This window comes from Serratia sp. NPDC078593, from assembly GCF_050268245.1.
Taxonomy (GTDB): Bacteria; Pseudomonadota; Gammaproteobacteria; order Enterobacterales; family Enterobacteriaceae; genus JBNNGK01.
The window spans coordinates 391665-406250 of record NZ_JBNNGK010000002.1 but is presented as its reverse complement, the minus strand read 5'-3'; the positions used below and the strand labels follow the sequence as shown (position 1 = coordinate 406250).

General features: G+C 50.0%; 12 protein-coding genes. 6 read left to right on the top strand and 6 right to left on the bottom strand.

The features are described 5' to 3' along the window. Window positions 1–125: 125 nt before the first annotated feature. The gene (locus ACQKDS_RS03990) at window positions 126–1061 is read right to left on the bottom strand and encodes a LysR family transcriptional regulator (RefSeq protein WP_399666110.1); all 936 of its coding nucleotides are present in this window, start codon (window positions 1059–1061) and stop codon (window positions 126–128) included. 97 nt (window positions 1062–1158) lie between these two features. Between ACQKDS_RS03990 and ACQKDS_RS03985 the strand changes: the two genes are divergently transcribed. From ACQKDS_RS03985 to ACQKDS_RS03965, 5 genes are all read left to right on the top strand, one after another. Beyond that, complete coding sequence (locus ACQKDS_RS03985) at window positions 1159–1599, top strand: DMT family transporter (RefSeq protein ID WP_399666245.1); 441 nt, start codon at window positions 1159–1161, stop codon at window positions 1597–1599. Further along, window positions 1596–2093: a DMT family transporter gene (locus tag ACQKDS_RS03980; RefSeq protein WP_399666107.1), complete on the top strand. Its 498-nt coding sequence runs from the start codon at window positions 1596–1598 to the stop codon at window positions 2091–2093. Before ACQKDS_RS03985 ends, ACQKDS_RS03980 begins: the two co-directional genes overlap by 4 nt. 202 nt (window positions 2094–2295) lie before the next feature. Continuing rightward, window positions 2296–2544, top strand: a complete 249-nt coding sequence (locus ACQKDS_RS03975) for a biofilm development regulator YmgB/AriR family protein (RefSeq protein WP_399666104.1) — start codon at window positions 2296–2298, stop codon at window positions 2542–2544. 118 nt (window positions 2545–2662) lie between these two features. Continuing rightward, complete coding sequence (locus tag ACQKDS_RS03970; protein ID WP_399666101.1) at window positions 2663–2911, top strand: CsbD family protein; 249 nt, start codon at window positions 2663–2665, stop codon at window positions 2909–2911. Between the two features lie 930 nt (window positions 2912–3841). Further along, window positions 3842–5419 (top strand): malate:quinone oxidoreductase, encoded by a 1578-nt coding sequence (locus tag ACQKDS_RS03965; RefSeq protein ID WP_399666098.1) that lies wholly within the window; start codon window positions 3842–3844, stop codon window positions 5417–5419. Window positions 5420–5633: 214 nt separating this feature from the next. Here the strand turns inward: ACQKDS_RS03965 and ACQKDS_RS03960 are convergent, their stop codons facing one another. Further along, the gene (locus tag ACQKDS_RS03960) at window positions 5634–8054 is read right to left on the bottom strand and encodes an aminotransferase class V-fold PLP-dependent enzyme (RefSeq protein ID WP_399666096.1); all 2421 of its coding nucleotides are present in this window, start codon (window positions 8052–8054) and stop codon (window positions 5634–5636) included. Between the two features lie 471 nt (window positions 8055–8525). On the opposite strand from ACQKDS_RS03960, the gene ACQKDS_RS03955 reads away from it, so the two are divergent. Further along, the gene (locus tag ACQKDS_RS03955) at window positions 8526–8984 is read left to right on the top strand and encodes a helix-turn-helix domain-containing protein (RefSeq protein ID WP_399666093.1); all 459 of its coding nucleotides are present in this window, start codon (window positions 8526–8528) and stop codon (window positions 8982–8984) included. Between the two features lie 184 nt (window positions 8985–9168). On the opposite strand, the gene ACQKDS_RS03950 is transcribed toward ACQKDS_RS03955, so the two are convergent. From ACQKDS_RS03950 to ACQKDS_RS03935, 4 genes are all read right to left on the bottom strand, one after another. After that, entirely contained in the window at window positions 9169–10203 is a 1035-nt protein-coding gene (locus ACQKDS_RS03950) for a fimbrial protein (protein WP_399666090.1), read from the bottom strand. Beyond that, on the bottom strand, window positions 10200–12752 hold the full coding sequence (locus ACQKDS_RS03945) for a fimbria/pilus outer membrane usher protein (RefSeq protein ID WP_399666087.1): 2553 nt from the start codon (window positions 12750–12752) through the stop codon (window positions 10200–10202). Before ACQKDS_RS03945 ends, ACQKDS_RS03950 begins: the two co-directional genes overlap by 4 nt. 78 nt (window positions 12753–12830) lie before the next feature. Then, window positions 12831–13559, bottom strand: a complete 729-nt coding sequence (locus tag ACQKDS_RS03940) for a molecular chaperone (RefSeq protein ID WP_399666084.1) — start codon at window positions 13557–13559, stop codon at window positions 12831–12833. A gap of 62 nt (window positions 13560–13621) precedes the next feature. Further along, a complete protein-coding gene (locus tag ACQKDS_RS03935; protein ID WP_399666081.1) occupies window positions 13622–14179 on the bottom strand; it encodes a fimbrial protein in 558 nt (185 codons plus the stop codon). Window positions 14180–14586 lie beyond the last annotated feature (407 nt).

Here is a 14586-nt window from a genome sequence, read left to right as displayed (position 1 = left end):
GCGCGCATTATGCCATAACGCAACACAGAGATCGTGCGAAGTTTCGGTGAAGATTTGCGCTAAGCGCCGGGATATCTGGATTTATCAGCCATTCCCGCCGCCACCACGTTATTCCGCACCGTCTATCATTCATACTGCCAATACACCGGCGAACCATATTTCTCAACGAAGAAGTCGATCACCGCGCGCACTTTTAGCGGCGGTCGGCGTGCATTCGGGTAAATCGCGGCAATCGCCTGAGGTTCTAGCGTGGTGGATACCGCATAATCCGGTAAGGCATGCACTAACGCTCCCCTTTTCAGCGCCTCACCAATCAACCAATCGGGAAACACCACCAATCCCATCCCATTTAATGCGGCGGTCACTAAGGTTTCCGCATTATTAGAAACTAACGAACCGCTGAAAGAGTAAGGTTGCCAGCGGTTATCTCGATCGAGGAAAAACCAGCGCTGCGCACCGGTAAAGCCGCGATACACTAAGCAATTATGCTGGTTCAGATCGCTCGGCTGCCGCAGCGCCGGCGAACGCGCCAGATAAGCCGGGCTTGCTGCCAAATAAAATTTGGGGCTGGCAAATACCCGCGCATGGAAGTTTGAATCATTAAGTACACCAATACGAAAGATCAGATCGGTGGCATCACGATGGGGATCGATAAAATCATCGGTTTGTACCAGTTCAATATTTAATGCTGGAAAGCGTGCCGCCAGTTCACTTAGCCACGGCGCAATATGCCGTTGACCAAATACCACGGGCGCATTGAGCCGCACTACCCCGCTGGGCTCACGCTCCCGCTCTTGCAATTCCGCCTGCGCTTCGTTGATATTATCAAGCACCGAACGCGCATAACGGGCAAATAACCGCCCCGCTTCGGTCGGTACCACCGCTCGCGTATTGCGATAAAGCAGTTGCGTCTGCAACGCATTTTCCAGCTGCTGCACCACGCGTGATACCGATGATGCCGCTATCCCTGCACGGCGCGCCACTTCCGAGAAATTACCCAACTCAATAACGGCTACGAACAATTTTAACGTTCGAATAGTAATCTGCTGCAAATTTTCCATCTGTGCAAATCTCGCAAAGGTGTTTCTATTATTATGCTGTTTTTCGCAGCACTGCAACAACCTAGAGTGTGCGACTGGATTTTTTGGAGCAGCAATGATGAATATTTTACCGATCGCGCTGGTGGTATTGGGCGGTATGGGGCTTTCGCTGGAGGCCGGGCTACTTGGGCCGTTAGGCAGTGAAGTCGGTCATTTATGGGCGACGTTCAGCATTTTCGGCGTCGGCGCGGTGCTTTCTCTGTTACTGGTTATTTTCTTTAGCCCTCGCTCGGCACCCAGCTATCTGGCACAACCTGGTTGGCAGTTGTTGGGCGGCATCCTGGGGCCGATGTACGTGGTGGTATTGACGTTAGCCACCCCGACTATTGGTATCGCAATGACCATGATCGCGATTTTGGCTGGGCAAGTGGGCAAAAGCCTGCTGATCGATCATTTTGGTTGGTTTGGCTCGACGGCACGTCGGGTAGACGCTAAACGAACGCTGGCCTTGGTGTTCATCCTCGCGGCGTTAGCATTGATTGCAGGTGGTAATGTATGACTCTGATAATGATTATTTTGGCAGTATTAGCGGGGGCCGTATTAAGCATGCAGGCGGCGATTAATGGACGATTGGGGCAAAACGTGGGGGTGTTAAAAAGCGCCTTCCTGACCTTTTTCCTGGGTGCAGTGGTCACCGCCTTGCTAATTTTGTTCTTCGCGGAACCCATGAGCGCCACCCTGCTCAGCGTACCAAAGTGGCAATTACTGGGGGCAATGTTCGGCGTGCCTTACATTATCATCATGGTGGTGGCGGTACAGCGGGTCGGCACGGCAGCCGCAACCGTGGCGGCCATTTTTGGCCAATTAACCATGAGCGTCCTCATCGACAGTTTTGGCTGGCTGGGCAACGATCAAATCCCCTTCTCAGCCCATCGCGCTTTGGCACTGGCCTGTCTGGCGATAGCCTTGGTGTTGATATACCGCAGCAACACGGCCAGCAAACGCCAGCCTAGAGTGCGTAAACCCGCTAGTGAGCGCCACTCATCGCATTAAATACGCCCTAAATATTGTACAAATGATGAATTGATGTATAAGTTTATTGCAAGGATTGCCACATCCTGATCGCGAAAGATGCCGTTGCATCGCCGCTGGGGGGCATTATCCCTTTCTGCCGCCCGCGGCTTTATTTCTCTTTGCCGCTTCGGCTCGTTTCTCACTACGGCGTGTGAAGACTCACCCATTCTGGAGAACGATCATGCACAACCGCGCTCAACAAACAGCCAAAGATATCACTGATTACTTCAATGTCGCGGCAAGCGGCATCAGCACGGGGTCGGAAACCTTATCGATAGTAGTGCAAGAAATGATACGTGATGGGCAACCGGTTTCTCAAAAAACGTTAGTAGCACGGCTAATTAATAAGTTAGAAACAGAGTCCGATCCCATTGTGTTACAGCGTTATCGCCAAGTTTTAGAACATCTTCTGCTCAAACATACTGATTAAGCTAAAAATACCGTCAGCTTCGCAATACTTGAATACATTTTACTCATGCACGATGCAGCAATCTCAACTACCTTTAAAACTGTGCCTGTTAAAGGCTGATTTCAACCAAGGAGGCAATATGTTCGATAAGGCTAATGACAAAATTGACGAGGCCATCGGCGCAGGGCAGGAGCAGCTTGGCAAGACCTTTGACCAGCCTGAGCATGAGTTTAAAGGTAAAGTGCGCAAACAACTCGCGCGCGGCGCGTATACCGTGGACGACATGATTGAGTCAGTCAAAGATCACACTAAATCATCCCCGCTGGCTGCGCTCTTGATTGCTGCCGGTGCAGGATTTGTGCTGGGCAAAATTATTACCCGCAAGTAATGGCGTCTCGCTTCGGCCCGCGTATATACCCGTTAATCTTCAAGTTGCCTGTGTGTTGGCTGCGCTTGTTCACCCGAATCACTTACCAGAGTCAGCTCATCGGGGTTCACTTGCTTGCCGCCTTCCTGCAATTCGCATTATTTAGGGTATAGCGGGCTGTTGTGGTTTATCATCACGCCGCCCCATCGCGCCCCCCTGCACCAATGCCCTCAGCGACGCTGTTCGTCGGCCATTACCGGTATTTAGCCGTGTTACCTGCAACCCTGTTGCTTTACAAGCATCTGAGATGGGGTCATTAAACAGGAATATATAGAGTGATCCTATTCACTTGGCTATTTGCATCCAAAACAGTATTGCGTTCGGTAAAAACGAGCTGTTAAATAGTTCAACGCCATTCAAATAACCCTATATCCCCTTCATACTTCACGTTGCTTGGGTATTGGCTGCCTTTTTTCTCCCTCGTCACAGAGTCACCTTTACTCTCAGGGATTCATTCAGTTGCCGCTAACAAGCAACTCGAATTATCTTGGGTATAGTTTCTGTTAAATTAACACTTTATTTAGTTACAAAAGTAGTTTTTAACATTTCAGCAAACAATAATACGTCTTCAGTAAACGTGAATTGCACAATTAATCTCCAGCATCGTGGCAAATAGTTCCCAACAATAGACATTGCAGTAAGGCAACATCTGGATTTTCCCGCAAGCAACGCGTTGCTGTGCAACCGGGATAAAGGGTGATGGCTAGCCCTGCAACCACGTCAAGCATGATGGGTACAGACTACTTTTTGTTAACCACCCTATTAACAAAAAAGGTTTATTCGCTATTTCGACCGCCGGAATTCATCGCTATTTCACTTATTTCAGGGTAATTCCCGATAAATTCTTTCACCTGCAAATGAGTAGAATTTACACACAAGAGATTTAATGTAATGAGAAAATTACTCGTCCTGTTTTTCTGTCTTAATCTGTTTGGCCTCAGCCAACACACCATCGCGGCAGAACAAAAAAACGTTGATGTGGTACTCATCGGTGGCGGTATCATGAGCGCTACGCTGGGAACCTATCTTCGTGAGTTGGAGCCCAACTGGACCATCGAGATGGTTGAACGCATGAATGGCGTCGCAGAAGAAAGCTCCAACGGCTGGAATAATGCCGGCACCGGCCACTCAGCATTTTGCGAAATGAACTATACGCCGGAAAAAAAAGACGGCACGATTGACATCAGCAAAGCCGTCGTCGTCAACGAATCCTTCGAGATTTCCCGTCAGTTCTGGGCGTATCAGGTCAAGAATAACGTCCTCGGCGAGCCAAAATCGTTTATTAACAATGTGCCGCACATGAGCTTTGTTTGGGGTGATGGCAACATCAATTTCCTGCGCAAACGCTATGCTGCACTGCAACACAGCACCCTATTCCGTGGCATGGAATACTCTGAAGATCCTGAGCAAATCAAACAATGGGCACCGCTGGCAATGAATGGCCGCGATCCCGCTCAGAAAATTGCCGCAACCCGTATGCCACTCGGCACCGATGTCAATTTCGGCGTGATCACTAACCAATTGGTGAATTCTCTGTCAAAAGACAAGAACTTCACCCTTAGCTTGGGTCATGAAGTACGCGATATCAAACGCAATCCTGACAACTCGTGGGCCGTAACCGTTGCCGATCTCAATAACGACGAGAAAGAAACTACCGTTAATGCCAAGTTCGTCTTTATTGGTGCCGGCGGTGCCGCACTGCATCTGCTGCAAAAGTCGGGCATTCCTGAAGCCGACGGCTATGGTGGCTTCCCGGTTGGCGGCCAGTTCCTAGTCGCCAGCAATCCTGACGTAGCCAATCAACACCTGGCAAAAGTTTACGGTTTGGCCAGCGTCGGTTCACCGCCAATGTCGGTGCCGCATCTGGACACCCGCATGTTGGACGGCAAACGCGTACTGCTGTTCGGCCCCTTCGCCACGTTCTCTAGCAAATTCCTGAAAAACGGTTCATTGTTTGATCTGGTGATGTCGATGAACACCTCGAACCTGATGCCAATGACCCACGTTGGGATGGATAACTTCGATCTAGTGAAGTATCTGCTCGGTCAGTTGATGATGAGCGAAGACGATCGTTTTGCGGCACTGAAAGAATATTACCCAGACGCTAATCAGCAAGACTGGACGCTGTGGCAAGCCGGTCAACGCGTTCAGATCATTAAGAAAGACGCAGAAAAAGGCGGTGTACTGCAATTCGGTACGGAAGTGGTCAGTTCGCAGGATGGCAGCATTGCTGCTCTGCTCGGTGCTTCGCCAGGTGCCTCTACCGCCGCGCCGATCATGCTCCACCTGATGGAAAAAGTATTTAAAGATAAACTTGCCACACCAGAATGGCAGGCGAAGCTAAAAGAAATTGTTCCATCTTATGGCACTAAACTGAACGGTAACGTGGAAATGACCAATAAGATCCGTCGTTACACCAGCGATGTACTGCAACTCAATTACATCGAGGTCAAACCAGAAGCCCTCTAGGTTTTAGCCTCTCAAACCGCCGTCTGCTTAATGCCGCTCAGTGTAGACTGAGCGGCATTTTTTATGCATTTTATTGGGAACGCGTTGTAGATTAAGAGATTCGTTCTGTGCGCAGGAGGCATTTCCGATTGGCGATCGGGTTCATTGAATCAATCGCTCCCCGTTTTAGCGGCGATGAATGGAAAGCAATGGTCTGCCTTGAACGAGTCATCCACTACAACGCGGCCTCAAGCCCTGCCGCCTCTGTATTCAACAGCCCCTTTGCACAGAGGTAAAAGCAGTAAACATCGCGGAAGTTTGAGCCGAGACCAAAAGAAACACGAATCGCCCCACAATTCCCTTTGTTGAGAATCTTGTCATCGAAGGCTTTGCAGTCAAGGATCTTTTCCGTCTTATCAAGCTCACAGTGCTCCACACCGGCGGTGGTATATGTCGCTTGCTGAACCGCTCCCAGATTGCAGAAACATCCGTTACGCACGATGATGCCAAAGCGTTCTAAAACTCGCTTCACGAGATCATGTGGAAAGATAGCGTTATAGCAATCGAAAAAGTTCAGCATGACTGTTGCCCCTTTTTTCTCAACCGACAGCCCATACACCTGACAAAGTGGGGTTTCAAGCATCGTGCTATGGCGAAGTTCTGACAGTTTTAGCTCAAGCCATCTGGCCAGTGCGGTTGAACTTACCCTGATCTCCTCCAGCCCCCAGCGAGAAAGGAACTGAAATCCTTGGGCGATCGCATAAAATGATGCGTAGTTTGGTGTGCCGACCTCGAATCGCCGACCATCATCATGGTACAACAACCGCTCAGTGGGGGACCACGGGCCCGAGTAGTAACATACTGCGCCACCGGCAAATGAGTGAGGAGTCAGCTTACGCAGCGAGGACCTTTTGGCGATAAGGCATCCGGAGCCCGTCGGATAGCCGAACATCTTGTAAAAGGAGATCGCAACGAAGTCCGGCCGATGAACGGAGTAATCCAGTCGGGACTGCGGAACAAACGCCGCGGCATCCAACAGCACCATCGCGCCCCGCTTTTGTGCGGCCTGAATCCATTTCAAATCATGTTTGATGCCTGTCGCATTAGACTGCGCAGGATACGCCAGCAGGTGCATATAGCCAGAGGCCAAATTGTCTAACGCGCGTTGCATTGCGCTGTCAAGAATCTCGAGGTTTTGGTCGAGGGGAATATATTTCACCAAGGCATCTTTGGCTTTGGCATATTCCCGGAGCCCGTGGACTGAGGTATGGTTGTCCTTAGTGAGCAGGACCTCCGAGCCACTCTCGAAAGGAAAAGACTCCGCGACCAGCCGAATGGCGCTGCTGGCGTTGGCGGTAAATATTATTTCATACTCGTCCGGTGAACACTGAAAGAAACGATAAATTGCCTGCCTCGCCTGCTCATAAGTTTCTTTCGAAGACTGAGATCCACTATGCGGATTACCGAAGATGGTGCTCTTGAGCATCTGATAATCCTCTTCAATAAGGCAGTGCGGTGCCAAGGTCCCACCAACATGATCCAGGTAAATCATCCGGTTAGCATCCAAACGCGAGAAGTTGCTTTGCCGAAGTGCTTCTACCTTGTCCTCCGCGTACGCGGGATGTTCCGCGAGAAATGATTGCCGCATTGTTTGGTAACACTGCAACTGCGGAGAATTCTGTAGCAAGCACGGCCAATCTTCGCGGTTCACGAACGTTTCCGGTGAAAATTGATAAAACGCGCTAAGTTCTGAGAACTCTGGCGGTGGGCTTGGTCTGGCAGACGCTTTGATTTCCTTATCCACCTGCCCACGCACAAGCCAGGCTTTTACCTGATAATTTCTATCAGGTACTTGCGCGTGAAACTCATGCAGCATCACATCCAGCAGCGCCTCTCGGGTGGGGCTATCACATTGGTTGAACTCTTCTAACAGAATGCAGGCATTGAACAGGAATTCGCGCGTGTCATCGTCGTTAAGATGAAACAAAAGAGGATGCAACGTCACAATGTCATCGACACGTTGGCAAAGCCCCTCGAGGGCGAAAGCGCGAGTGATGGGGGCGTGGTCACTCAGGCTAAGAGCCGCATCCATGATCGCAGAAGGTGTTCCAAAGAGCTTTTGCGATTCGCGTCGTGCCAAATCAAACAACTCATTGTACTGAAAAACGGTGCCGTAGATTGTCCCACCGGGGCGCAGCACCCGTTTAAACTCACGCGCCACCCGAGCCTTGTCGGGCGGAAACATCAGTCCAAAACCACAAACGATCATATCGAAACTGTCGTCTGCGAAGGGCATGTCCGCCATATCCACGTCTGCCTGGAAGGTAACATTACGTACAAGATCGTCACTAAGCACGCTTTGAGCCACATCGATCGCGATCTTCGACAAATCAGTAGCGATAAGCTGGATGTTGAGGGGTTTGGCCAGGTTATTGTAGAGGTAAGTGGTGATACGACCCGTCCCGCAAGCCACCTCAAGGATACGAGTCGGCGGTGCCGCCATGTCGATATCGTTTCGAATCTCCCTGACAAGGAGTTCTCCGTACGGCTTGTAGAGCCGAGGACCCAAAACACGCTCATAGAATTCTGTAAACGAGCTTAGCGACCACTGTTGATCTGATACCACCTTACAATGATGCTGCGTTGAATCATTCATTATTAGCTATCCGAAAGAATGTCGTGGTTAACTTAAAACGGGCTATCGCTTTAATGTTTTTCCAGTCCTATTGATTCGATACGTTCGGCGTCCTTCCGCAGAGCCCATACGCGTTTGTAGGCTTCTACAAACAATGTGTATTACTGAATATTCCTCTTTTTATCTCTTCTGGCTGCCGCTTTGATAGTCAAATATCTAACCAAAATGTTCGCCAACCTCAATCCCCCTCCAGTTTGTCTGTAGATTATTCAAAACTGTAGTTCATGGTTAAGAGGTTGGATCCTTTTTCCTTTTGATTGCCTGCACCGCTGTTTTATTTCCCTGCCGCGAGCGGAGCATTTTTCGCCACCATCATTTACCAAGTTTGCTCTTGCATAATCACAATTAGCCCCCTATTATCAAAGAACGAACTTGGATAATTAGCGTTATCTACTGCGATTTGAATGCCGTATCTGCGGGAGAATGTAAATAATGGATCACGCCAACATCATTCACGATTTGCTCGATTGGATTGAAACCCATCTGGATCAACCCTTGTTATTAGATAACGTAGCGGCGAAATCAGGCTACTCCAAATGGCATCTGCAACGCATGTTCCGCAGCACCACTGGACATGCCTTAGGCAGTTACATTCGCGAACGCCGTTTGTCCAAAGCCGCGCAGGCATTACGCGCCACCCCTCGCTCGATTCTGGACATCGCGCTGCAATACCATTTTGATTCCCAGCCTTCATTTTCACGCGCGTTTAAAAAGCAGTTCGGTAAAACACCTGCTGTCTATCGCCGCATGACGCGTTGGGAGGTAACCGATACGGCGTCACACTCGCTCGCGCCAATGCATCAACCTCATCACGATTCCGCTAATCTGCCATTACTGTCGGCTAAAAAATGCGCTAACGGCAAGTGTCATCCTTGGATCGGTCAACATTGATCGGGTTCACCGCTGCGAACAAGCCAATTTTGCTGCAACGCGATGAGTTGGTTGGGATAAGCGCGGTTAACCGCGCGTAATGCAGAACAGGCGTATCAGCGAATGCCGTCTGATATCCGGAGGGAGGGAGCGCAATCTGAGTGGCCAATTCCATCACAAAATTGGCCAAAGGCATGCTGCGCCGTCAGTTGTACTCGATAGTAAACGTCGCCATCGATTTAATGTTACCGCCTTTGACGGTCGTTCCCGTTCGGTAATAGCGCGCCTTTAAAGGCAGCGTAAGAGTATTGGCCTGATTCGCTACCGTTCGCCCGGCGTACACCGCTTCACCATTTTTAATCGGCTGTGTGGTATTGCCCGTCAGTAACTGTACACCAACCCCCGAAGCCACATTGGCCCCCGGTTGCGATTTAAGCACCCCTGGCGCATTTGACGCATCCTGATCGTAATTGAAGCGCACGTTCACAATCCCCTGCCCAGTATTACCCGGCAGCAAATCTTCCCCGACACCTCCCACGCAGTTAATCCGGATATCGAACGCTTTTTCACCCTGCGTCGATCCCACGCCACCAAATGATGCGGCGGTCACCGTGTCTAAATCGACCACTTTATTCTTAGAGCCGGCCTCCACGTTACACGTCGAGGTGACGATCGTCAGGCTGTTAGCATCCACTATCGATTGCAACAAAGGTAGCCCTGGGCCGGATCCATTCATATAGTAATTGGTATACAGCCCAGTGGTCAGTTGCCCGGTGCCGGTTTGCGCCGCCGTTTTAACAATGTCGATCTTGAAATAACCGCCATTAAGGTTGACGGTCGTGTTGCCACGCAGTGCCAAGGTATGCGGATAGTAGTTACTCACTGACCCAGCTTCACGATAAAGGCGAATACCGATCCCCGGGATATTGGTGCTCCATACATTGGTAAAATTAGTGCGGCTCCCCTGCATAATGGTGCCAATTGCCGAACCACCGTTATAACAGCGACCGATACTGCTCACGGCATTGATCGGGAACTGGCCTGTTACCAGCGTATCCCCTACCTGTTTGTCGGGGGTGACCAATACCCGCCCCAACTTCATGTTAATCACCTGCGCCCGATAACCGTTATTGACGTAACAGGCGGCAAACGCCGTCTGCCCAGACACCATCAACAGACCGAATAGAGCCAGGCGTTTTGCGGTCTTATTCAGCGGAAAAACTCGCGTTAACTTGATCATTTGCAACTCGCCTCATTAATCACGTAATCACTGCCGTTTTGCGGTTTCGCACTGTAATTGACAGTACATTGCTGTGTTGGCAACGTTCCCCACTTCACCTGCAATACGCCGTTCATCATCTCGGTACGCAGGTAAATGCGGCTACCTTGGCCAACAAACCCAATCGTCTGCTGACGCGAATCCAGGACATCGGCACCAAACGGCAACGCATTGCCATCAGGCCCCAGCGCATGAATGATGACGACCTGACCTTTAGTGGTTTTAAACGTCAGCTTGGCAATGGCTCCGGCATACGGTGCAACCTGCTGGCTGCTGCTTTCCAACTCAACATCGCGCGACATACCACTAGGATCGAGCGTTACGTTAGTCATACGGTATGGCGCCACATAAGGCACCACCGCATAACCGTTATTATCAATGCGCACCCCCGGCGAATTGGTGACAATGGCACCGGCCGCATCTGGCGCTTCGACCAGTACCATGGTTTGCCCGCGCTGTGGCGTCATGGTGACACCTCCGCTGTGGGCCACAATGCTGCCCGATGCCCCAAGCGAGGATTGACGGTAGTCTTTGCCATAGCTGTATGAACCATTCAGCGTAGAGAAACGGCTACGATATTCGCCGTTGACGCTGGTATTGGTGCCCCCGGTGCGATCGTTAGCCAGCGTTGCGCTGTAACTGATGTTGTTGTCTTCCCCGGTCGAGCCGTTAACACCAATGCGGCTACTGTCGTAATCTTTACCGCTATAGCCCAGCGAACTGTTCAGGCTCAAGGTTTGTGAGCCGACGCTGAATGGCACGGAAAGGTTCAGGTAATAACGCGTCTCGTCGTGATTATTGGCATCGCTGGTACGCATGGCAGAAAGCCCATAAGTCACACGGCCAAAGAAATTGTTGTACCCCACCTGATACTGCTTGGTCGTGCCGCTCCGGTTCCAGTAATCACGCACAGAACCGGTGATATATAGCGATCCCAAACGCTCACCCAACCCCTGATTCAAGGTGAGTTGGTATTCACTCCGCTGACGATTTACCGCATCAGCGCTCAGACCTTTACGCTCGTTATCACGCGAATACAGCGCATCACGCAGTGATAAATAACCGGAAGTGGAATAGCGGTAAGCCGCAATGGTGAAGTTAGTATTCGTTTCGGTCATCAGTTTGCTGTAGCTGAGTTTGTAACTCTGCCCGGACAAACTGCCCTGTTTCAGACGGGTATTCGCTTGCGTTACGTCCAGCGCAAAGGCCCCCACCGGCGTAGCTACCGCGCTACCGAGTAGCGCGGCACTGTATCCATCGCTCACCGTGACGCCGGTATAACCGGTAACGATATTGGTAAACCCGCGCTGATAAGTCGCCTGGAACATTTCCGGTTTCTTGCTCAAATTATCATCGCGTACTCGGCCTGCCGTTAACGCATAACGTGAAATTCCCGGACGCAGCATTTGCGCCACCGACGAATAAGGCACACTGAACTGGCGCTTGCTGCCATCGGCCTCGTTAACCGTCACATTCAAATCACCGCCGTAACCGGTCGGATATAAATCGTTAATGACAAACTCACCGGGGGCCACCGTGGTTTGATAAATCAGTTGGTCGTTCTGCCGAATTTCTACCAACGCGTTACTCTGCGCCACACCGCGCACCACGGGAGCATAGCCATTTAACGAGTCGGGCAACATCCGGTCGTCAGTCGCGATTTGCGCACCGCGAAAACCGATAGAATCAAAGAAATCGCCGCTGGTGTAAGCATCCCCCAACGTCAATATGCCGCGTACGGAAGGCAGCGCGCGCTGGGCGTAGGTGGCGGTGTTCTGCCAATGGGTACTTTCCTTCGAACGCCAGTTAACATTGGAATCATGACGCAACTGCCAACCGGCAACATTCACCCCGGCGTTAAGCGTCAAATAGGCATTGGTTGAATCTTGCGTATTGCTACCGCTGGTGCTGTGCGTGTTAAACGCGTTGAGATTGTAGGACAGGCTGCCAGCCGTAATACCACGATCCCAAAATTTTGGGTCGACATATCCTCGTGCACTACGGCGTAACGCCGCCTGCGGAATACTGATATCCAGGCGCAGGGTACTGTTGTCAAAACGGTAATACGCTTCAGGTATCCACTGCCCAAGCGATTGGCAAGTCGCGGGGGTTATCGCGGGATCGCGGCTCATCGCTTCGGTATCAACGCCAAATTCGTTCAATGCCAGCAGCGAGAAACAGGTTTCTGCACTGTTTTTTCCCGGCACGTTATGAAACTCAAGGTGTTTTTCGCCTTTCCACTCGCCGTTAACATAAATATCCAACAGATATTTACCGGCCAGAACCGGGTTACCATCACGAAAGCGTGAAAGATCGACGCTTTGTGCCCCCCCGATTAAAAAGTTGCTATTAAAAGTGGCTTCAACGGGCGCCCCCGGTCTCTCGGCGTTTGCCGGCGCTGCCGCGCGCGCCAACATCGGCGTCGCCAACAAGGTTACCGCTTGAAAGACCAAGGGAAGATAACTGAAACATGCCGACTTCACGGCGGCTGATAGAGGCAACTCTTTCATATTTAAGCATTCCTTTACCAAATTTAACGCATTCCGCCGTCCGCTGATGCAGCGGGTCCTGAGGCTCTATTGCAAGAGTTACTTTTGTTTATTTTTAGAACGTGTAACACGGCCGCCAAAATCATTGATGGTGGTGAACTCAATATCGGCGATACCGGTATGATTACCGGAAAAGGCCAGCGTTTTTTCTTCACCGGGAGCCAACATGTCGCCATGCGGTGCTAAAGGCACCTTCTTCTGATTCACCAGCGCATTGATTTCGGTAAATGACACATAAAATGGCGTTGGATTTTTGACGCTAACGCCCGCGCCGCTAAAGCGCCATTGCAGTTTTTCCGGGGCATCATTGGCCTCGCCATCCAACCCTGTTGGGCGATAAATCAGCTTCACACGTGTGCGGAACGCCACTTGCAGGAAGTTTTCCGGCACTTTACCTTGCGCTCCGGTCGGCGCTGGCGGAATTTCCAGCACGTTCAACCAAAACAGGGATTCTTTGTGCTGTGGCAACGACGTACTGGTCAACGACACACGCAACGCTTGGCCGGTTTTCGGCTCAACGCGGCTGATCGGCGGTGTTAAAATAAAAGGAGCTTTGCTATTTTCCGGCGTAGTTTCCGGATTACCTTCATCGATCCACGATTGAACCAATGCGGGCGATTGGCCGTTATTGGTTAATTGGACGGTGACTTCCCGCTGTTTTCCCGGATAAATAATACGCGTACCGTTAATAATAATGCTGGAAAAAGCGCTGCTGCTAAATAGCACGGCGATCAGCAATACACTGTATTTTTTAAATGACATTTTCATTTTTTATCACTGAGGTAGGGAATATTGGCGGGGAAATTCCCCGCCACAGTTCAGAATATGGCTTATTGGTAGATGATGGTGTATTGCACGTTAGTCGTTACATCACCTGCGCCAGCAGCAGCCGTCGCATAATATTCTGCGTAGTAATTCAGATCGGCAGAATCACCTTCGTTAGCAACGGTAACCCATTGGGAGTTAGCCTGCGCGCCATTATTGGTGGCAGCCAGAATTGGCAGGAACTGATTATTGCTACCTAACAGTTGAATTTGCACGTTAGTTGCTGCATCAGCCTGTGCCTGGTTATTCAAACGACCGGTATTGAAATCTACAGTTGAACCCGGTTCGAAATAAGTAGCAACCTGACCTTTAGAGCACTGAGTCAAATTAATAGCAAATGGTGTACGCCCCGCAGTTGCACTTTGCGTAGCCAAGGTTGCAGCAGAAACGGTTGGTAAAGTAACGGTAAAGTCTTTACCGCCTGGGGTACTAATAGTACAAGTTTGGTCAGTCACTTTACCGTTAAAAGTAATAGTACCGTCAGCCGCTTGTGCAGAAAAAGACGAAAGAGTTACGGTGCTTACAGCCAATGCAAATACAGCAGAAAATTTAGAGATTTTCATATTTAGACTCTCGATGAATTAATACAACTATTAAGTACATTCAGCGATGCTACTCCTTGTCAGGAATGAAGCCCCGATGAATCCATTGCCGGCGAAATATAAACCACGCTGAAACTTATTGTTAAATCGTTTATAACATTCATATCCTCACCCTTGATAGGTAAAAACTATCGCCGAATTACCATCGATCGATATTGACGATTCAAAGGAATGGGAATAATCTGTGTTTTTAAAATCGACTCAAGACACAACAGAAAAAAACCAACAAAAATCAACTAATTAAATAAACCAAGCACAATTAATAACTCACCGTTAGTTTTTGATGCATCTTGTCTGACGAACATCCTTTTTATGAAGTGTGGTCATCGTCCAAGACAACGTTTCAAATAAGAATATTACCTATATAT